The 19,189-nt window shown below is 37.2% G+C and carries 19 protein-coding genes and 3 pseudogenes; 13 read left to right on the top strand and 9 right to left on the bottom strand.

What is annotated here, in order from left to right:
* Positions 1 to 2: 2 nt before the first annotated feature.
* From LB888_RS04215 to LB888_RS04190, 6 genes and pseudogenes are all read left to right on the top strand, one after another.
* A pseudogene (locus tag LB888_RS04215) lies at positions 3 to 2,179 on the top strand (CD3337/EF1877 family mobilome membrane protein).
* On the top strand, positions 2,176 to 3,177 hold the full coding sequence (locus LB888_RS04210; RefSeq protein ID WP_000769868.1) for a lysozyme family protein: 1,002 nt from the start codon (positions 2,176 to 2,178) through the stop codon (positions 3,175 to 3,177). The pseudogene LB888_RS04215 and the gene LB888_RS04210 overlap by 4 nt, the downstream one beginning before the upstream one ends.
* Positions 3,174 to 4,106 carry a conjugal transfer protein gene (locus tag LB888_RS04205; RefSeq protein ID WP_001224319.1) on the top strand — a complete coding sequence of 311 codons (933 nt, stop codon included), beginning with the start codon at positions 3,174 to 3,176 and terminating at the stop codon, positions 4,104 to 4,106. Before LB888_RS04210 ends, LB888_RS04205 begins: the two co-directional genes overlap by 4 nt.
* A 313-nt stretch (positions 4,107 to 4,419) precedes the next feature.
* A pseudogene (locus LB888_RS12150) lies at positions 4,420 to 4,467 on the top strand (hypothetical protein); the annotation flags it as partial.
* 15 nt (positions 4,468 to 4,482) lie between these two features.
* Positions 4,483 to 6,401: pseudogene (gene tet(M), locus LB888_RS04195) on the top strand (tetracycline resistance ribosomal protection protein Tet(M)).
* 118 nt (positions 6,402 to 6,519) lie between these two features.
* Complete coding sequence (locus tag LB888_RS04190) at positions 6,520 to 6,687, top strand: cysteine-rich KTR domain-containing protein (RefSeq protein WP_318753730.1); 168 nt, start codon at positions 6,520 to 6,522, stop codon at positions 6,685 to 6,687.
* Positions 6,688 to 6,746: 59 nt separating this feature from the next.
* Here the strand turns inward: LB888_RS04190 and LB888_RS04185 are convergent, their stop codons facing one another.
* The gene (locus LB888_RS04185; protein WP_001227347.1) at positions 6,747 to 7,100 is read right to left on the bottom strand and encodes a helix-turn-helix transcriptional regulator; all 354 of its coding nucleotides are present in this window, start codon (positions 7,098 to 7,100) and stop codon (positions 6,747 to 6,749) included.
* A gap of 502 nt (positions 7,101 to 7,602) precedes the next feature.
* On the opposite strand from LB888_RS04185, the gene LB888_RS04180 reads away from it, so the two are divergent.
* Both LB888_RS04180 and LB888_RS04175 read left to right on the top strand, forming a co-directional pair.
* The gene (locus tag LB888_RS04180) at positions 7,603 to 8,025 is read left to right on the top strand and encodes a sigma-70 family RNA polymerase sigma factor (protein WP_000804885.1); all 423 of its coding nucleotides are present in this window, start codon (positions 7,603 to 7,605) and stop codon (positions 8,023 to 8,025) included.
* A complete protein-coding gene (locus LB888_RS04175; RefSeq protein ID WP_000857133.1) occupies positions 8,022 to 8,252 on the top strand; it encodes a helix-turn-helix domain-containing protein in 231 nt (76 codons plus the stop codon). Before LB888_RS04180 ends, LB888_RS04175 begins: the two co-directional genes overlap by 4 nt.
* A 225-nt stretch (positions 8,253 to 8,477) precedes the next feature.
* Here the strand turns inward: LB888_RS04175 and LB888_RS04170 are convergent, their stop codons facing one another.
* Entirely contained in the window at positions 8,478 to 8,729 is a 252-nt protein-coding gene (locus tag LB888_RS04170; protein ID WP_001845478.1) for a hypothetical protein, read from the bottom strand.
* On the opposite strand from LB888_RS04170, the gene LB888_RS04165 reads away from it, so the two are divergent.
* From LB888_RS04165 to LB888_RS04150, 4 genes are all read left to right on the top strand, one after another.
* Positions 8,713 to 8,916, top strand: coding sequence for an excisionase (locus tag LB888_RS04165; protein ID WP_000814511.1), 204 nt, complete (start codon positions 8,713 to 8,715; stop codon positions 8,914 to 8,916). The two genes, LB888_RS04170 and LB888_RS04165, sit on opposite strands and share 17 nt — an antisense overlap.
* 81 nt (positions 8,917 to 8,997) lie before the next feature.
* On the top strand, positions 8,998 to 10,215 hold the full coding sequence (locus tag LB888_RS04160; protein WP_001291561.1) for a tyrosine-type recombinase/integrase: 1,218 nt from the start codon (positions 8,998 to 9,000) through the stop codon (positions 10,213 to 10,215).
* Between the two features lie 253 nt (positions 10,216 to 10,468).
* Positions 10,469 to 11,050, top strand: coding sequence for a xanthine phosphoribosyltransferase (locus tag LB888_RS04155; protein WP_318753728.1), 582 nt, complete (start codon positions 10,469 to 10,471; stop codon positions 11,048 to 11,050).
* A gap of 5 nt (positions 11,051 to 11,055) precedes the next feature.
* Complete coding sequence (locus tag LB888_RS04150) at positions 11,056 to 11,592, top strand: TIGR00730 family Rossman fold protein (RefSeq protein WP_318753727.1); 537 nt, start codon at positions 11,056 to 11,058, stop codon at positions 11,590 to 11,592.
* A 119-nt stretch (positions 11,593 to 11,711) separates the two neighbouring features.
* On the opposite strand, the gene LB888_RS04145 is transcribed toward LB888_RS04150, so the two are convergent.
* A complete protein-coding gene (locus LB888_RS04145) occupies positions 11,712 to 12,791 on the bottom strand; it encodes an iron-containing alcohol dehydrogenase family protein (RefSeq protein WP_318753726.1) in 1,080 nt (359 codons plus the stop codon).
* Between the two features lie 178 nt (positions 12,792 to 12,969).
* Here LB888_RS04145 and LB888_RS04140 point away from each other — a divergent pair, with 178 nt between their 5' ends.
* Positions 12,970 to 13,821, top strand: coding sequence for an aldo/keto reductase (locus LB888_RS04140; protein ID WP_311920566.1), 852 nt, complete (start codon positions 12,970 to 12,972; stop codon positions 13,819 to 13,821).
* Positions 13,822 to 13,926: 105 nt separating this feature from the next.
* Here LB888_RS04140 and galT read toward each other — a convergent pair whose 3' ends face one another.
* The 6 genes from galT to LB888_RS04110 all read right to left on the bottom strand — a co-directional run bounded on the left by galT (position 13,927) and on the right by LB888_RS04110 (position 19,021).
* Complete coding sequence (galT, locus tag LB888_RS04135; RefSeq protein ID WP_318753952.1) at positions 13,927 to 15,414, bottom strand: UDP-glucose--hexose-1-phosphate uridylyltransferase; 1,488 nt, start codon at positions 15,412 to 15,414, stop codon at positions 13,927 to 13,929.
* A gap of 167 nt (positions 15,415 to 15,581) precedes the next feature.
* Positions 15,582 to 15,734 (bottom strand): hypothetical protein, encoded by a 153-nt coding sequence (locus LB888_RS04130; RefSeq protein WP_318753725.1) that lies wholly within the window; start codon positions 15,732 to 15,734, stop codon positions 15,582 to 15,584.
* 346 nt (positions 15,735 to 16,080) lie between these two features.
* Complete coding sequence (locus LB888_RS04125) at positions 16,081 to 17,142, bottom strand: metallophosphoesterase (protein ID WP_318753724.1); 1,062 nt, start codon at positions 17,140 to 17,142, stop codon at positions 16,081 to 16,083.
* Positions 17,130 to 17,351: a hypothetical protein gene (locus tag LB888_RS04120; RefSeq protein WP_318753723.1), complete on the bottom strand. Its 222-nt coding sequence runs from the start codon at positions 17,349 to 17,351 to the stop codon at positions 17,130 to 17,132. The genes LB888_RS04125 and LB888_RS04120 overlap by 13 nt, the downstream gene beginning before the upstream one ends.
* A 105-nt stretch (positions 17,352 to 17,456) precedes the next feature.
* Positions 17,457 to 18,008, bottom strand: coding sequence for a biotin transporter BioY (locus tag LB888_RS04115; RefSeq protein WP_318753722.1), 552 nt, complete (start codon positions 18,006 to 18,008; stop codon positions 17,457 to 17,459).
* Between the two features lie 17 nt (positions 18,009 to 18,025).
* Entirely contained in the window at positions 18,026 to 19,021 is a 996-nt protein-coding gene (locus LB888_RS04110; RefSeq protein WP_078755492.1) for a biotin--[acetyl-CoA-carboxylase] ligase, read from the bottom strand.
* Positions 19,022 to 19,189 lie beyond the last annotated feature (168 nt).

Here is a 19,189-nt window from a genome sequence, read left to right as displayed (position 1 = left end):
ATGTGAAACCATCAATAGTAAACAGAATAAAATCAAACTGGACGCTGAAACGTCTAGGTAAAGTGGCAATGACAGTGGCTTTCACACTTGTGATTGCCATTTTTCTTTTAGCCATGCTGGGAACGGTGGTTCAAGCTGCGGGCTTGGTAGATGATACGGTCAATGTGGCAAATGAATACAGCCGATACCCACTTGAAAACTATCAACTGGATTTTTATGTGGATAATAGCTGGGGCTGGCTTCCGTGGAACTGGTCGGACGGGATTGGAAAACAGGTCATGTATGGACTATATGCCATTACCAATTTTATTTGGACAATCAGTTTGTATGTTTCCAATGCGACAGGTTACTTAGTACAGGAAGCCTATTCCTTAGACTTCATTTCCGCTACAGCAGATTCCATTGGTAAGAATATGCAGACCTTAGCTGGTGTGAGTGCAAACGGATTTTCAACAGAGGGTTTCTATGTTGGATTCCTCTTACTCTTGATTTTGGTTCTTGGGGTTTATGTTGCCTATACGGGACTGATAAAGAGAGAAACCACAAAGGCAATTCATGCCATTATGAATTTTGTGCTGGTGTTTATCCTATCGGCTTCCTTTATTGCCTACGCTCCCGACTACATTAAAAAAATCAATGACTTTTCATCAGACATCAGTAATGCCAGTTTATCACTTGGCACGAAGATTGTCATGCCCCATTCCGATAGTCAAGGCAAGGACAGCGTGGACTTAATCAGAGATAGCCTGTTTTCCATACAGGTTCAGCAACCGTGGCTACTGCTTCAATACAACAGTTCAGACATTGAAAGTATCGGTATTGACCGTGTGGAAAGCCTGCTCTCCACCAGCCCAGATTCCAACAATGGCGAAGACAGAGAAAAAATTGTTGCGGAAGAAATTGAAGACAGAAGCAATACCAATCTAACCATTACAAAGACCATTAACCGTTTAGGTACAGTCTTCTTCCTATTTGTCTTCAATATTGGGATTTCCATATTTGTATTCCTATTAACAGGAATCATGATTTTCTCGCAGGTACTTTTTATCATCTATGCTATGTTTCTGCCTGTGAGCTTTATTTTAAGCATGATTCCATCATTTGATGGTATGTCAAAACGAGCCATAACAAAGCTCTTTAATACCATTTTGACACGAGCTGGAATCACATTGATTATTACGACAGCATTTAGTATTTCAACCATGCTCTATACCTTATCGGCTGGTTATCCGTTCTTTTTGATTGCTTTTCTACAGATTGTGACCTTTGCAGGAATCTACTTCAAGCTGGGCGATTTAATGAGTATGTTTTCTCTACAGAGTAACGATTCTCAAAGTGTGGGAAGTCGTGTGATGAGAAAACCTCGTATGCTTATGCACGCTCACATGCACCGTCTACAGCGGAAACTTGGACGTTCCATGACTACTCTAGGGGCTGGGTCTGCCATTGTTACAGGTAAAAAGGACAGTCGGGTTCGGGGAGTTCTGCAAGGACACAAGCAGATCACTCCCGACCAGACGGAAAGGAAAAATCAACACTTGGAAAACGTATCGGTCAAACCATCGGTACAGTAGCTGATACCAAAGACAGAATGGTAGACACTGCTAGTGGTTTGAAAGAACAGGTTAAAGATTTGCCGACCAATGCAAGATATGCAGTATATCAAGGAAAATCCAAAGTAAAAGAGAATGTCCGTGATTTAACCAGTAGTATTTCTCAAACCAAAGCGGACAGAGCCAGTGGACGCAAGGAACAGCAGGAACAAAGGCGAAAAACCATTGCGAAGCGTCGCTCTGAAATGGAACAGGTCAAACAGAAAAAACAGCCTGCTTCTTCTGTTCATGAAAGACCGACTACAAGACAAGAACAATATCATGATGAACAGACCTCAAAACAGTCTAATATTCAGACTTCATATAAGGAATCTCAACAAGCCAAACAAGAGCGTCCAGCAGTTAAGTCCGATTTTTCAAGTCCAAAAGTGGAACGCCAAGGCAATACCGTTCAAGAAAAAACCGTTCAAAAGCCAGCAACTTCAACCACTACAGCAGATAGAACTTCACAACGTCCAATCACAAAAGAACGTCCGTCTACTGTTCAAAGAGTACCACTACAAAATACAAGAAGTAGACCACCAATCAAAACCGCCACCATTAAGAAAGTCGGTAAGAAACCATGAAGTTGAAAACTTTAGTGATTGGTGGTTCTGGATTATTCTTGATGGTCTTCTCACTGCTTCTGTTTGTTGCCATTTTATTTTCAGATGAACAGGACAGCGGAATTTCCAATATTCATTATGGAGGTGTGAATGTTTCCGCAGAAGTGCTGGCTCATAAGCCTATGGTAGAAAAATATGCCAAAGAATATGGCGTTGAAGAATATGTCAACATACTTCTTGCGATTATACAGGTGGAATCGGGCGGTACTGCGGAAGATGTTATGCAGTCCTCGGAATCCCTCGGTCTTCCACCTAATTCATTGAGTACAGAAGAATCCATTAAGCAAGGTGTGAAGTATTTCAGTGAATTATTAGCCAGTAGCGAAAGGCTCAGTGTAGATTTAGAATCGGTTATCCAGTCCTACAATTATGGTGGTGGTTTCTTAGGGTATGTGGCTAATCGTGGAAATAAATATACCTTTGAACTGGCTCAAAGTTTCTCAAAAGAGTATTCAGGTGGCGAAAAAGTGTCTTACCCCAATCCCATAGCCATACCTATCAATGGGGGCTGGCGATACAACTATGGCAATATGTTTTATGTGCAACTGGTAACGCAGTATCTTGTCACAACAGAGTTTGATGATGATACGGTACAAGCCATCATGGACGAAGCACTGAAATATGAGGGCTGGCGATACGTTTACGGTGGAGCTTCCCCGACTACTTCTTTTGATTGTAGCGGACTGACACAATGGACGTATGGAAAAGCTGGAATTAACTTACCACGAACCGCACAACAGCAATATGATGTGACCCAGCATATCCCACTATCGGAAGCACAAGCTGGCGATTTGGTTTTCTTTCATTCTACCTATAACGCTGGCTCTTATATTACTCATGTTGGGATATACCTTGGCAATAACCGTATGTTTCATGCAGGCGACCCAATCGGTTATGCCGACTTAACAAGCCCCTACTGGCAACAGCATTTAGTGGGAGCAGGACGAATCAAACAATGAGAAAGGAAGATTTAATGATGAAATTTAGAAAAAATCAGAATAAAGAAAAACAGATACCAAAGGAAAAGAAACCTCGTGTCTATAAGGTCAATCCTCATAAAAAGGTTGTGATTGCCTTGTGGGTACTTTTAGGGCTTAGTTTCAGCTTTGCGATATTCAAGCACTTTACAGCTATAGATACTCATACTATTCACGAAACAACTATCATAGAAAAGGAATACGTTGATACTCATCATGTAGAAAATTTTGTAGAGAACTTTGCGAAAGTCTACTATTCATGGGAGCAATCCGATAAGTCCATTGATAATCGAATGGAAAGTCTAAAAGGCTATCTGACAGATGAACTTCAAGCTCTCAATGTTGATACAGTACGCAAAGATATTCCTGTATCGTCTTCTGTAAGAGGATTTCAGATATGGACGGTAGAGCCAACTGGCGACAATGAGTTTAATGTAACCTACAGTGTAGACCAGCTCATTACAGAGGGAGAAAATACAAAGACCGTCCACTCTGCTTATATAGTGAGTGTCTATGTAGATGGTTCTGGAAATATGGTACTGGTTAAGAATCCGACCATTACCAACATACCTAAGAAATCAAGTTATAAACCAAAAGCCATTGAAAGTGAGGGGACGGTTGATTCCATTACAACCAATGAAATCAATGAGTTTTTAACGACGTTCTTCAAGCTCTATCCTACAGCGACAGCCAGTGAACTTTCCTACTATGTGAATGACGGGATATTAAAACCAATCGGAAAAGAGTACATCTTTCAAGAACTGGTAAATCCTATTCACAATCGTAAGGATAATCAAGTCACGGTATCGCTGACAGTGGAGTATATCGACCAGCAGACCAAAGCAACGCAGGTATCTCAATTTGATTTGGTACTTGAAAAGAACGGGAGTAATTGGAAGATTGTAAAATAACAAATATTGGTACATGATTACAGATACTTTGTAATCATGTACTCTTTTTGATAAAAAATTGGAGATTCCTTTACAAATATGCTCTTACGTGCTATTATTTAAGTGACTATTTAAAAGGAGTTAATAAATATGCGGCAAGGTATTCTTAAATAAACTGTCAATTTGATAGCGGGAACAAATAATTAGATGTCCTTTTTTAGGAGGGCTTAGTTTTTTGTACCCAGTTTAAGAATACCTTTATCATGTGATTCTAAAGTATCCAGAGAGTATCTGTATGCTTTGTATACCTATGGTTATGCATAAAAATCCCAGTGATAAAAGTATTTATCACTGGGATTTTTATGCCCTTTTGGGTTTTTGAATGGAGGAAAATCACATGAAAATTATTAATATTGGAGTTTTAGCTCATGTTGATGCAGGAAAAACTACCTTAACAGAAAGCTTATTATATAACAGTGGAGCGATTACAGAATTAGGAAGCGTGGACAAAGGTACAACGAGGACGGATAATACGCTTTTAGAACGTCAGAGAGGAATTACAATTCAGACAGGAATAACCTCTTTTCAGTGGGAAAATACGAAGGTGAACATCATAGACACGCCAGGACATATGGATTTCTTAGCAGAAGTATATCGTTCATTATCAGTTTTAGATGGGGCAATTCTACTGATTTCTGCAAAAGATGGCGTACAAGCACAAACTCGTATATTATTTCATGCACTTAGGAAAATGGGGATTCCCACAATCTTTTTTATCAATAAGATTGACCAAAATGGAATTGATTTATCAACGGTTTATCAGGATATTAAAGAGAAACTTTCTGCCGAAATTGTAATCAAACAGAAGGTAGAACTGTATCCTAATATGTGTGTGACGAACTTTACCGAATCTGAACAATGGGATACGGTAATAGAGGGAAACGATGACCTTTTAGAGAAATATATGTCCGGTAAATCATTAGAAGCATTGGAACTCGAACAAGAGGAAAGCATAAGATTTCATAATTGTTCCCTGTTCCCTGTTTATCACGGAAGTGCAAAAAACAATATAGGGATTGATAACCTTATAGAAGTGATTACGAATAAATTTTATTCATCAACACATCGAGGTCCGTCTGAACTTTGCGGAAATGTTTTCAAAATTGAATATACAAAAAAAGACAACGTCTTGCATATATACGCCTTTATAGTGGAGTACTACATTTACGAGATTCGGTTAGAGTATCAGAAAAAGAAAAAATAAAAGTTACAGAAATGTATACTTCAATAAATGGTGAATTATGTAAGATTGATAGAGCTTATTCTGGAGAAATTGTTATTTTGCAAAATGAGTTTTTGAAGTTAAATAGTGTTCTTGGAGATACAAAACTATTGCCACAGAGAAAAAAGATTGAAAATCCGCACCCTCTACTACAAACAACTGTTGAACCGAGTAAACCTGAACAGAGAGAAATGTTGCTTGATGCCCTTTTGGAAATCTCAGATAGTGATCCGCTTCTACGATATTACGTGGATTCTACGACACATGAAATTATACTTTCTTTCTTAGGGAAAGTACAAATGGAAGTGATTAGTGCACTGTTGCAAGAAAAGTATCATGTGGAGATAGAACTAAAAGAGCCTACAGTCATTTATATGGAGAGACCGTTAAAAAATGCAGAATATACCATTCACATCGAAGTGCCGCCAAATCCTTTCTGGGCTTCCATTGGTTTATCTGTATCACCGCTTCCGTTGGGAAGTGGAATGCAGTATGAGAGCTCGGTTTCTCTTGGATACTTAAATCAATCATTTCAAAATGCAGTTATGGAAGGGATACGCTATGGTTGCGAACAAGGATTATATGGTTGGAATGTGACGGATTGTAAAATCTGTTTTAAGTATGGCTTATACTATAGCCCTGTTAGTACCCCAGCAGATTTTCGGATGCTTGCTCCTATTGTATTGGAACAAGTCTTAAAAAAAGCTGGAACAGAATTGTTAGAGCCATATCTTAGTTTTAAAATTTATGCGCCACAGGAATATCTTTCACGAGCATACAACGATGCTCCTAAATATTGTGCGAACATCGTAGACACTCAATTGAAAAATAATGAGGTCATTCTTAGTGGAGAAATCCCTGCTCGGTGTATTCAAGAATATCGTAGTGATTTAACTTTCTTTACAAATGGACGTAGTGTTTGTTTAACAGAGTTAAAAGGGTACCATGTTACTACCGGTGAACCTGTTTGCCAGCCCCGTCGTCCAAATAGTCGGATAGATAAAGTACGATATATGTTCAATAAAATAACTTAGTGTATTTTATGTTGTTATATAAATATGGTTTCTTGTTAAATAAGATGAAATATTTTTTAATAAAGATTTGAATTAAAGTGTAAAGGAGGAGATAGTTATTATAAACTACAAGTGGATATTGTGTCCTTTATGTGGAAATAAAACACGATTAAAGATAAGGGAAGATACTGAATTAAAAAAATTCCCCCTCTATTGTCCGAAATGCAGACAAGAAAATTTAATTGAAATAAAGCAGTTCAAAGTAACTGTGATTACAGAGCCAGACGCAAAGACGCAGAGCCGATAAAATGAGATTAATACAATCTCATTTTATCGGCTCTTTCCGTTATGTATGGATTCTTTTAATTAGTCTTCGATGTTTCTTGCTTCGTTGATACCGCTGGCTAAAGATTCCATTAAGGATAGTTCTTTGTCTGTAAAGCTATCCATGTATTTCTCTATCTGTAATCGTCGGGTGCTTTTTACCAAGTTATTAGCAGGTAAGAAAAATTCATCAACGGAAACATGAAGTAACGATACAAGGTCATAAAGAACTTGTATGCTGGGGTGTTGCCCTTTATTTTCAATATTAGTTAAGTACCGTGGGTCAATTTCAATCAATGCTCCCACTTGTTCACGAGTTAAACCTCGTTTCAATCGAGCTTCTTTAATGGCTAAACCAAAGGCTCTAAAATCATATTTATCTTCTTTTTTACGCATAGTAGACCACCTCTATACATTTTATTGTTCCTACTGAATTAAAAACAGGTATAGAAAAACGTGTTATATGGTTTATAGGTTTATATTTAATAAAAAGCACTACTAAACGCCAATAAAAAAACCGTTATATGGTAGTGCTATTTACGCTGTTAAAATATTGTATATTACTTCCAAATGGCGGTTTGTTGGAGGTCAACGTCGCCATGAAGTACATCATATACAATAAATTTCCTTACATTGGGTTCTTGTCAAAAAAGTCGTCTATCTGCAATAGATAAGTACGTCCACCAATGTGGTTTTATAAATCATATAGATAGAATAACAGAAGCATGTAAACAGAGAAATAAATCTGTTTATATGCTTTTTTGGCTATTCAGAACTTTTTTACAAAGTTTATTTATCAGTAATGCAACAAATCCCCCTTTCACATTGGGACTAAGAGTGAAAGGAGATAAACGAGCAAGGCTCACTTCCTTTCCTAGACAGAAAGGGGGTGAGAAACATGAAACCATCTTCTTTTCAGACCACAATAGAAAATCAGTTTGACTATATCTGTAAACGTGCTATGGAAGACGAGCGAAAGAATTATATGCTTTATCTTTCAAGGATTGCAAAGCGTGAGGTGTCCTTTTCGGATGTTGGCGATTATCTTGTTAGCCAGTTTGCGACAACAGATAACTATTCAACTGACTTTCAGATTTTTACACTCAATGGGTTATCAGTAGGCGTTGAAAATGATTTGTTGAGTGAAGCATTACGTGAGTTGCCAGACAAGAAACGTGAAATTCTACTGCTGTTTTACTTTATGGACATGAGCGATTCAGAAATTGCAGACCTGTTGAAATTGAACCGTTCTACTGTCTATCGGCATAGAACCAGTGGACTAGCCTTAATTAAAAAGTTTATGGAGGAATTTGAAGAATGAAAACACAATATCCTATGATTCCCTTTCCTCTCATTGTAAAGGCAACAGATGGCGATACCGAAGCGATTAACCAGATTCTACATCATTACAGAGGGTACATAACGAAGCGTTCCCTACGACTTATGAAAGATGAATATGGCAATCAAAGTATGGTCGTTGATGAAGTCTTACGTGGAAGAATGGAAACCAGACTGATTACAAAGATTTTGTCATTTGAAATTAAGTAATATCCTCTCTCCTTTCGTGGAAGCGTGCTAAACCATTCCACGCTTCCCGAACAGGGAGGTTTGTTATTCCACCAAAGCATATTGAGCTTTCAATGTGTTTTGATAGGCTAACGAGCCATTGTTCTTTGAAAACTGAATAAAAGTAATCGAATACGTTTCGATAAGAAAAGAGCCAACGGAACTAACCGCCATGACCTATCTTATAAAGATAGCGAGCGATTCATGTTAGTGATCCGAGAAGCAATCTTTAGCAGGATTGCCTGCAACGACATTCTTATCGTGATAATGATACTCCCATACAGTCAATAGTCCGAGCGTGATAAAACCGTCGCAGGCAATGAGTATGGCTACATGAGAACCATGCAGGGGTGGAACTCCCGTGAGCTTTGCTAAAGCTGTTCGATTGCTGGTAAAACAACTTTTATGAAATCCAAATAAGTGATTTGGAAAGGAGGATTTTATGAAGCAGACTGACATTCCTATTTGGGAACGTTATACCCTAACCATTGAAGAAGCGTCAAAATATTTTCGTATTGGCGAAAACAAGCTACGACGCTTGGCAGAGGAAAATAAAAATGCAAATTGGCTGATTATGAATGGCAATCGTATTCAGATTAAACGAAAACAATTTGAAAAAATTATAGATACATTGGACGCAATCTAGCGTCGCCAAAGGGTCTTGTATATGATAAAATAGTATTAAGTCGTATCAAGGCTCTTTCCATAAAGGAAAGGAGCAAATGCCATGTCAGAAAAAAGACGTGACAATAAAGGTCGAATCTTAAAGACTGGAGAGAGCCAACGAAAAGACGGAAGATACTTATACAAATATATAGATTCATTTGGAGAACCGCAATTTGTTTACTCGTGGAAACTTGTGGCTACAGACCGAGTACCAGCAGGAAAGCGTGATTGTATCTCACTTAGAGAGAAAATCGCAGAGTTACAGAAAGACATTCATGATGGTATTGATGTTGTAGGAAAGAAAATGACACTCTGCCAGCTTTACGCAAAACAGAACGCTCAAAGACCAAAGGTTAGAAAAAACACTGAAACTGGACGCAAATATCTTATGGATATTTTGAAGAAAGACAAGTTAGGTGTAAGAAGTATTGACAGTATTAAGCCATCAGACGCTAAAGAATGGGCTATTAGAATGAGTGAAAATGGTTATGCTTATCAAACCATCAATAACTACAAACGTTCTTTAAAGGCTTCATTCTATATTGCTATACAAGATGATTGTGTTCGGAAGAATCCATTTGACTTTCAACTGAAAGCAGTTCTTGATGATGATACTGTCCCTAAGACCGTACTAACAGAAGAACAGGAAGAAAAACTGTTAGCCTTTGCAAAAGCTGATAAAACCTACAGCAAAAATTATGATGAAATTCTGATACTCTTAAAAACAGGTCTTCGTATTTCAGAGTTTGGTGGTTTGACACTTCCAGATTTAGATTTTGAGAATCGTCTTGTCAATATAGACCATCAGCTATTGAGAGATACTGAAATTGGGTACTACATTGAAACACCAAAGACCAAAAGTGGCGAACGTCAAGTTCCTATGGTTGAAGAAGCCTATCAAGCATTTAAGCGAGTGTTAGCGAATCGAAAGAATGATAAGCGTGTTGAGATTGATGGATATAGTGATTTCCTCTTTCTTAATAGAAAGAACTATCCAAAAGTGGCAAGTGATTACAACGGCATGATGAAAGGTCTTGTTAAGAAATACAATAAGTATAACGAGGATAAATTGCCACACATCACTCCACATAGTTTGCGACATACATTCTGTACCAACTATGCAAATGCAGGAATGAATCCAAAGGCATTACAGTACATTATGGGACATGCTAATATAGCCATGACGCTGAACTATTACGCACATGCAACATTCGATTCTGCAATGGCAGAAATGAAACGCTTGAATAAAGAGAAGCAACAGGAGCGTCTTGTTGCTTAGTAGTACAAATGAATTTACTACTTATTTACCACTTCTGACAGCTAAGACATGAGGAAATATGCAAAGAAACGTGAAGTATCTTCCTACAGTAAAAATACTCGAAAGCACATAGAATAAGGCTTTACGAGCATTTAAGAAAATATAAAAAGATAATTAGAAATTTATACTTTGTTTATATTAAAATATATAAAAAATGATAGCATCGTTGATAAGGTTCGGTATAATAGATATGTTAAAAAATGGAGGGTTATTAATGAGTTATTTAAAAGAGCGCATCTTAAAAGATGGCATAATTTTACCAAATAATGTAATTAAAGTAGATTCGTTTATGAATCATCAAATCGATCCGGAAATCATGCAAGAAATTGCGATTGATTTCTATTATCATTTTCGTCAAGAAGGTATTACCAAAGTACTAACAATTGAAGCATCTGGGATTGCACCAGCTATTATTACGGCTGCACACTTTAAAGTTCCGATGTTATTCGCAAAAAAAACACAACCATCAACATTAGGAAATAAAGATTTTTATGAGACCAATGTTTTTAGCTATACTAAAAATGTAACCAATCGTGTCATCATCTCAAAAAAATATATTAACGAAAATGATCGTGTCTTAATTATTGATGATTTCCTAGCCAATGGCGAAGCAGCACTTGGTTTAGTTGATTTAGTAGAGCAAGCAGGGGCCCAAGTAGCAGGTGTTGGTATTTGTATCGAAAAATCATTCCAAAATGGACGTCAAAAATTAATGGATAAAGGATTAGAGGTCTTTTCAGTTTGCCGTATCGGCTCTTTAGAAAATCAACAAATTGAATTTTTGGAAGGAAATTAATCGCGATGAATATTACAGTGTACTGTGGCTCTAATTTTGGTAATCAATCAATTTATGAAGAATTTGCTCGTGACTTGGGGCGTTTTATTGCCATGCATCAACATCAATTAATTTATGGTGGAGGTAATAAAGGGTTGATGGGAGTGCTAGCGAATAGTGTTATCAACACTGGTGGTCAAGCAATCGGGATCATGCCCAGTTTTCTAATCAATAAAGAAGTAGCCAATATTAATTTGACCGAATTTATTGAAGTAGACACCATGTCTGAAAGAAAAATAAAGATGATTGAATTAGGAGAAGCTTTTGTCGCTTTACCGGGAGGACCTGGCACACTAGAAGAAATTACTGAGGTCATCAGTTTAATTCGTCTAAATCTTATTAACAAAGAGTGCTATTTAATGAATATTCATGGTTACTACAATCATTTAGAAATATTTTTTGATACGATGGTTAAGGAAGGCTTCATGACCGCTAAAGAACGACAAAAGATTCATTTTGTTGAAAGCATTGGTGAATTAGAACTGTTAATTGAACAACATTAATAAAGAGGGACTTAATCATGAGTCGTGGTAATGAACCAGCACAAGTTAAAGGCTTTTGCTAGGGTTACTAAGACTATTGGTTAAGTCCACTTTTGTTTTAGCGATGAAAATAATTGTGTTTAAGTACGAGACGCTAAATTTTCTAAATAGGTCATCCCCTTTATAATATCATCTGCTGTCAGATCTGGTTTAGCTAAAATAAAACTCTCATTATTTGAAGCGGCATAGGTGGCAACTTGACTTATTTTGTTAGGTAAATCTTCCGTCACACCAAGTTGTTTTAAAGTAGTTGGAAAATGATTGGCATGGTAAAAAGGTAAGAGGGTATTCAGTTCTTCGCGATTACCTAATGTAGCAATTTGTACCAAAATACCATAAGCTACTTTGACTCCGTGTTCAATTGAAGCCGTTTCAGGTAGGAGTGTGAGACCATTATGAACAGCATGAGCCCCCGCGATTCGTCCATATGACCCAGCAAAGCCACCTACACTGGCAGCGATTAATAATATAGAATCCACAATTCGTTGAAACGCATCTGATAATTGTTTAGATTGTATACTTTCGATCGCTTTAGCACCATCATTTAACAAAGTTTCCCTAGATAATTGAGCGCTACTAAGGCCAAGGGCAATGCTAGTGGACCAAGGTAACGGTAATTTTTCTGCTAAGGCAATGGCTTCATACCATTTTGCAAGGGTATCGCCGATGCCACTTTGTAAATATTTTAGTGGAGATTCTATTAATAAATCTGTATCGACAATCGTTAAGAAAGCAGCTTTGGGGTAGTAGTCAACGGTTTTAAAGGTATGATCAGGGTGATAAATAACACTTAACGGTGTACAGGCTGCACACGTTCCAAGAACAGTTGGAATCATTACATACTCCACTTGAAGTTTGTTAGCAACGCCTTTTGCTGTATCAAGTGCTTTACCACCACCGACTCCAATAATAAGATCGGTACCTGAAGGGGCATTGTTTACTAAACTTTCAATGTTTTCATGGGAAGCACTCTGGTCATAGAATAAAACAGAGTAGCGACGACCTTGAGGATAGAATTTATTAAAAGCATGGTAAGCTTTATCACCAGTAATAATTAAAGGTTGTTTAAACAATTGAATGGAGCTGTCTAAAAAAGTTAAAGCTCCCGGGTGACTGATATATTGTCCAACACCTGGACGGGTTATTTCAGATAATTCCATACACATTCTTCTTTCTAAAAAAGTATAAATAAACATACTCTCATATTATTTTAATCAATATCTAATCTATCATAGTGAGTACAAGATTTCAAATGAAAAATAGAAGATAAAATATTGTCATTTAGAGAATATCTATTGTATGATATAGTTAACAACGTTAATATTTAGGAGGGTTCAGATGAAAAAAGAATTATCTTTAAACAATGGGACAAAGATTCCGATGATTGGATTTGGTACTTGGCGCTTAGAAGAAGGCGAACAAGCGTACAATGCTGTCAAATATGCTTTAGAAGTAGGTTATCGCCATATTGACACAGCACAAGGGTATCAAAATGAATCAAGTGTCGGGCAAGCTATTTTAGATAGTGGCATTGATCGTCAGCAATTATATGTAACCACAAAAGTAGTCAATACTGTAAGAGGCTACGATAATACTACACGTTCAATCGAAGCGTCTTTGGAAAAGCTGAAAATGGATTATTTAGATTTAGTTTTGATTCATTGGCCAAATCCAAAATCTGTTCGTGATAAAGGTGAGAATGCGTGGAAGGAAGCGAACGCAGAGACTTGGCGTGCGTTAGAAGATTTAGTAGAGGCAGGTAAAATTCGTTCAATTGGTATCTCTAACTTCTTAGAGCACCATATTGAAGAATTATTGAAAACAGCGCGTATTAAACCGGTATTAAACCAAATTAAAATTGCACCAGGTTGTTATCCTGAGGCATTAATTAACTATTGTCGTCAACATGAGATTGAATTAGAAGCTTATAGTCCATTAGGTGCGGGCGAACTATTTAGTCATGAAACAGTGCTAGAAATGGCTAAAAAATATGATTGTACGGCAGCGCAATTAGCCTTACGTTGGGTTATTGACCGCGGTTGTATCCCTTTACCACGATCGACTAATCCCAAAAATATTCAATCAAATCTCGAATTAGAAGGTATTGAGATTTCTGAAGAAGATTCCTTAGTGTTACAAAATCTTACGGGAATGAGTGGTGCGACTGATCCCGATAGCGCGACATTCTAATATAATTAAAAAGCAAAAGACGCATACTATTTTGAATTCATAAGCTAGATAAAAAGATACTGGCTTAAAGTTTTCATCATAGTATGCGTCTTATTTCAGTGATAGTTATTGTTGATTAAAGGCATCGATAAAACGTAGCATGGCTTGACGCCCAGATTCATCTTGTTTAAAGACACCTGCATCTTCAAGCACACGTCCAAATTTGTTGGTGATTGCTTGTTCGATAAAGCGGTCAATCGTGGTTTCATCATATTCTTTGTTTTTTAATTCTTTTGCCCATGTTTGGTGATATTCAGCCACTTGATTCAAGTCTGCCTGGTCTAATAAATAAGATTTGATACTATCGATTTCATTGACTAAACGAGGCGGTAAGATCGCTAAGCCCATCACTTCTATTAGTCCGATGTTTTCTTTCTTGATATGTTGGACGTCTTGATGTGGGTGGAAGATTCCATCCGGATGTGCTTCGTTAGTTCGATTATTACGTAAGACAATATCCAATTCAAAATTATTATTACGACGACGAGCCACAGGTGTTACCGTGTTATGGGGTGTATCGTCTGTATAAGCCAGAACATCGACTGATTCATCAGAATAATTTCGCCAAAAGTTAAGTAATGCTTCCCCAGCAGTTGCGACTTCTTCACGATTAGCACCATTTAAACGAATAACGGACATTGGCCATTCAACTAATTCCACTTTTAAGGAAGGAAAAGCGTTCAATTTAATTGTTTGATAGGCATTCGCTTTTTCCATAGGGAAGGTATAACGGCCCCCTTGATAATGGTCATGGGCTAAAATTGATCCCCCTACAATTGGTAAATCAGCATTTGAACCAGCAAAATAGTGTGGTAACTGTTCAACAATCGCTAATAAATTGTCCATCGCTTTGCGGTCGATTTTCATAGGGGTATGCTCTTCACTTAAAAAAATACTATGTTCATTGTAATAAACATAAGGCGAGTATTGCATTCCATAGTGACGATCATTCAAATTTAAGCGAACAAGACGATGTTGCTGTCTGGCTGGGTGATTATTTCGCCCTTGATACCCTTCATTTTCCATACAAAGTAAACATAAAGGATAATTAGATTGTTTAGCATTTTTTGCTAAAGCAATTTCTTTTGGATCTTTCTCAGGTTTCGAAAGGTTAATGGTAATATCTAAATTGCCATAACTTTTGTATGGTGCGTTAAATTGGATATTCTTGGCAATGTTTCGAGTTTTAATATAGTCATTACTTTTAGAGAGTTCATAAAAATAATCCGTTGCATCCGCAGGATTATTTTGATATAACTCCCAAAACTTATTGTTAAGTTGTGAAGGAGATGGTGTCAATAAATCCATTACAGCTGCTTCGAATTGTTCTCGTTGATAACCGATATTTTCTATGATACCCTGCTCAATGGCATATTGAGTTAATTGATCCATTAAGGAAAGTAAGTCATTAGAATCACTTACACCTTCTTCTAATTCATTGATTTGAATGAGAGACATCAGTCGATTAGTGGTGTATATCCGGTCTAAAGAATCAACCCAACCTTGTTCAATGGCGCTAGTGACAAAAGATCGGATGACGGATGAAATGTTAATTTGCATATGCAGCCTCCTAAAAATTTTTACCTACAATGTTATTATACCGTTTACCTTGGGAGTGGGCAAGAAGTAGAAAATCGAATGATTTTCGCTTCGTCGGCCTACCCCCGCACAGTTGGGAGTAGACCAGAAGTAGAAAATCAAATAATTTTCGCTTCGTCGGCCTACCCCCGCACAGTTGAGTAGGCCTCAAACAAGTCGTTAAGACGCAGTTTGAGACCACTCAACCACTGCGCTTTTAATTTAATAACAATAACTTGATTGAATTTATCACGTTTATGCCTAACCTCGTTAAGACGCAGTTTGAGACCACTCAACCACTGCGCTTTTAATTTAATAACAATAACTTGATTGTGAGTTTACCAAATTTATCTTTAACCTCATTAAGACGCAGTTTGAGACCACTCAACTACTGCGCTTTTAATTTAATAACAATAGCTTGTTTGAGTTTACCAAATTTATCTTTAACCTCACTAAGACGCAGTTTGAGAGCACTCAACCACTGCGCTTTGAATTAAATGGATATGCCTGAACAGAATTTCAAAGTTTTTGTCCAGCCTCTTTGAAAGTCGAATTGTGAGCGTTCAGCAAATTTCGAAAATGTCTCTGTTGATTACCAATGTATATTACGTATTTTGGTGTAGTCCGTTTGATTATCGAGAATCATTTTAAGATAGTCTTTGAAAAAACTTGCTGCATTATCATCGATAAGCTGTTGAATTTTTTCGATGTTTGGAATGTCTTGTAAATCCAAAGTATTGATTGGTTTTCCTGCAAAAAAGCTAAATTAAGTGCTGCGACATATTGTGCCACTTCTTCTAATAGTGGATCATTTTTTTGATACCAACCGCCTTCAATCATTTCGCCATAGGCCATTTTGTGACTACTATCGTCGAATAAATGTTTCATGTAGTTTGCATAATCTCGTAATTGCGGGTTGATAATGGAGTTGGTAATAGCATAATCAGTCATCGCTAAGGGTTCTGCTTTGTAAGTAATCGCATTATTTGTAAAGGATATTTTCCCGATGTAGGATGGATATGAAGCAAATGCCCCCGTTACAATATCGGTCAGTAGTTCGTGATTAGCGGACTCTATCGTTGCATAATGTTGAGTATGAATATGCCCACTTAAGGTAAAGGGAGTACCATATTTAAATAAGATATCACGTAATTCATCGGCATTGTCTAAAGTATAGTTACTGTCTAAAGCTTGATAATGTGTAATGGTATTATGATGAATCACGGGAATGATGCGCTTGTTTTTGTTTTGTGCTAGTTGAAAAATATTATCAATCCATTGGAGAGTCGTTTGGCTAAGTAAGCCATTGACTTTAGGAGCGCCAACCCCTTCAACATCACTATATAGATTACTATCAAGCATCAGTAGCCAGTAGTTATGGTTAAGACCGGCTACATAGCTTAGGCTATCTGAATCGCGGCTAATAGCTTTTTGATAGCCAAACTCATCAAATATCGTTGCAAATTCGTGATCCAAGACTTGCCTTGTTTTGATAAAGGATTCTCCTTTAAATTCACGGGCCCAACCACTTGCGATATCGTGATTGCCAGGAATGACAAACACGTCGGTTCCTAATGCTTCTATATTTTTAAAATATTCGGCTAGGTCGAGCATACTTTGGTATTCCCCATTTAAGGTGAGATCACCTGAAATGATAAGAACATCTGGTTTTTCTTGAGTAATTTCATGGGTTAGAGCTTGCATACGTTCAGCACCATAATCAAAGTCTTTTCCGGCACCCGTTTTTTTATATGTTGATAAGCTTCACCGTCCTTATCATGCAGGCGCTCAGACAAGTAGTGTAAGTCCGTAATGACCCAAGCAACTAGCTCGTTGTTGGTGGCATCAATGGTTACTGGAATGAATAATAGTATGGACCAGGCCCAACAAAGCCAGCATATAATGTTTTTCATACAATTCTCCTCATAGTGAATTATTTTCAATTATTGTATCATAAAAAACCTTCGCCATCGTATGATGAAGAAGGTTCGATTTGAATGCTAATAAAAATGGCCGGATTATAGTGGTCTATAATTTAATCTCACAATTTTAGTTAATCTGACAGCGACTAAACTAGCGAAGATTAATTTAATTGAATCACCGATTAAAAATGGTGTCATACCGATTTGCATAATTTGAGCAACAGATTTAGATAAATTAAGAACTTGATTGAGGATGAAGCCTAGGTAAGGTACTCCAATCGCATATATCACAATCGTTGCTACAATGCCTGCGATGATGAATTGTTTTAATGAACTGTTTGATTTACGTGATAACAATGAAGTGACATACGAAGCCGGAATAAAGCTGATAATAAAGCCAAATGATGGTGATAAAAAGCTGTTAATCCCACCAGAAAAACCACTAAAAACGGGCAACCCAACTAATCCTAAAATCATATAAAATGTGGTTACAATTAAAGCTTCTTGGGGTCTTAAAAGCATACCGATTAATAATACGGCGAATGTTTGTAAAGTGATGGCTACTGGCCACATTGGAATTGAAATTTGGGAACAAATAATTAATAGAGCTAACATAACAGCCATTAAAGTAATATCTCTTGTTTTCATAAAATTAACTCCTTTTTTTACTTACTAAATTGTGTACTAGAAAAATGAATTTCAGATCCGAATAATGCTTCTATGTTGCGATTATCATGTTCGACTAATAGATGGCCATCCTTATCGATTCCCCGAATAATCGCGCTTTGTGTTTGACCATTTTGTAGGTAAGATACTTTCTGATTCAGTCCCAACAAACGTTCTTGATAATAGTCAAGATGTTCCCGTTTATCTATGTTTTGTTCATATTCACAAAAGTACTCAATAAACAGAGCTAACATCTGATTATAATTAAAATTTGGTGGGATAGCATCACCGAAAATTGTTCCGGCAACTTGTTTGATTTCTTCAGATTCCTGTTCGAAGTTGCCGGCTAAATTTAATCCAATTCCTATAATAATGGAACTTACTTGATGTGACTCTATATCAATCATCGACTCACATAGAATCCCTGCTACTTTTTTATTTTGATAAAATAAGTCATTGACCCATTTGATTTCAAGAGGACTAGCAGTATAATGACTGATTGCTTTGGTCATGGCGGCAGCAGCTAGTGTGGTATACAAAGTAATATCATTTAAAGAATCTACTTTGGGGGTAAAAACTAAGGATAGATATAGACCATGATCTAAAGATGAAACAAAACTACGCCCATGTCGCCCGCGCCCCTTTGTCTGTTCTGTGGCAATAAATAATCCAGGTACCGTGGGAGATTGAGTGGCATGAATTTTAGCTAAGTCATTAGTTGAATTCACCTTTTCTTCAATTGTAATGGCTAACTCGGGCCAAATCGTCGCCAAACGTTGCTTTAGCTGAGTTAATTCTAAGTGATTGACACTATCAACGAGAACGTATCCTTTTCGGCCTTGCTGATTAATTTGGTAGCCTTCAGAGCGTAATTGTTCAATGGCTTTCCATATTGCATTTCGAGAACATGCTAGATGATCAGCCATAAACTGCCCAGAGATAGGTTCAGGTGCGGCCTCCATTAGAAAATCTAACACTTTTTGTCGTGTTGACATTGAGGTTCACTCCTCGTAATATATATTTAGAAGGTCATTTCACACCCTTCTGATCGTCTCTGTTTCTCTTGATTTACCGAACATTCTGTCATAAATAAGGGGCTATCCGTTGTTAGACTGGACGATTTCGAAGAAATCGAACAGGATGACAATGGCAAGCAAGCGAAG

This window comes from Globicatella sp. PHS-GS-PNBC-21-1553, from assembly GCF_033564055.1.
Taxonomy (GTDB): domain Bacteria; phylum Bacillota; class Bacilli; order Lactobacillales; family Aerococcaceae; genus Globicatella; species Globicatella sulfidifaciens.
Note: the sequence above shows the minus strand (reverse complement) of the source record. Positions and strands in the feature narration are given on the sequence as shown.

Excerpts from the sequence above, each read along its gene's own strand:
- LB888_RS04210 (WP_000769868.1), top strand. The coding sequence starts at position 2,176 with ATGAAGTTGAAAACTTTAGTGATTGGTGGTTCTGGATTATTCTTGATG.
- LB888_RS04205 (WP_001224319.1), top strand. The coding sequence starts at position 3,174 with ATGAGAAAGGAAGATTTAATGATGAAATTTAGAAAAAATCAGAATAAA.
- LB888_RS04185 (WP_001227347.1), bottom strand. The coding sequence starts at position 7,100 with ATGCGTAAAAAAGAAGATAAATATGATTTTAGAGCCTTTGGTTTAGCC.
- LB888_RS04180 (WP_000804885.1), top strand. The coding sequence starts at position 7,603 with ATGAAACCATCTTCTTTTCAGACCACAATAGAAAATCAGTTTGACTAT.
- LB888_RS04175 (WP_000857133.1), top strand. The coding sequence starts at position 8,022 with ATGAAAACACAATATCCTATGATTCCCTTTCCTCTCATTGTAAAGGCA.
- LB888_RS04165 (WP_000814511.1), top strand. The coding sequence starts at position 8,713 with ATGAAGCAGACTGACATTCCTATTTGGGAACGTTATACCCTAACCATT.
- LB888_RS04170 (WP_001845478.1), bottom strand. The coding sequence starts at position 8,729 with ATGTCAGTCTGCTTCATAAAATCCTCCTTTCCAAATCACTTATTTGGA.
- LB888_RS04160 (WP_001291561.1), top strand. The coding sequence starts at position 8,998 with ATGTCAGAAAAAAGACGTGACAATAAAGGTCGAATCTTAAAGACTGGA.
- LB888_RS04155 (WP_318753728.1), top strand. The coding sequence starts at position 10,469 with ATGAGTTATTTAAAAGAGCGCATCTTAAAAGATGGCATAATTTTACCA.
- LB888_RS04150 (WP_318753727.1), top strand. The coding sequence starts at position 11,056 with ATGAATATTACAGTGTACTGTGGCTCTAATTTTGGTAATCAATCAATT.
- LB888_RS04145 (WP_318753726.1), bottom strand. The coding sequence starts at position 12,791 with ATGGAATTATCTGAAATAACCCGTCCAGGTGTTGGACAATATATCAGT.
- LB888_RS04140 (WP_311920566.1), top strand. The coding sequence starts at position 12,970 with ATGAAAAAAGAATTATCTTTAAACAATGGGACAAAGATTCCGATGATT.
- LB888_RS04125 (WP_318753724.1), bottom strand. The coding sequence starts at position 17,142 with ATGCAAGCTCTAACCCATGAAATTACTCAAGAAAAACCAGATGTTCTT.
- LB888_RS04120 (WP_318753723.1), bottom strand. The coding sequence starts at position 17,351 with ATGAAAAACATTATATGCTGGCTTTGTTGGGCCTGGTCCATACTATTA.
- LB888_RS04115 (WP_318753722.1), bottom strand. The coding sequence starts at position 18,008 with ATGAAAACAAGAGATATTACTTTAATGGCTGTTATGTTAGCTCTATTA.
- LB888_RS04110 (WP_078755492.1), bottom strand. The coding sequence starts at position 19,021 with ATGTCAACACGACAAAAAGTGTTAGATTTTCTAATGGAGGCCGCACCT.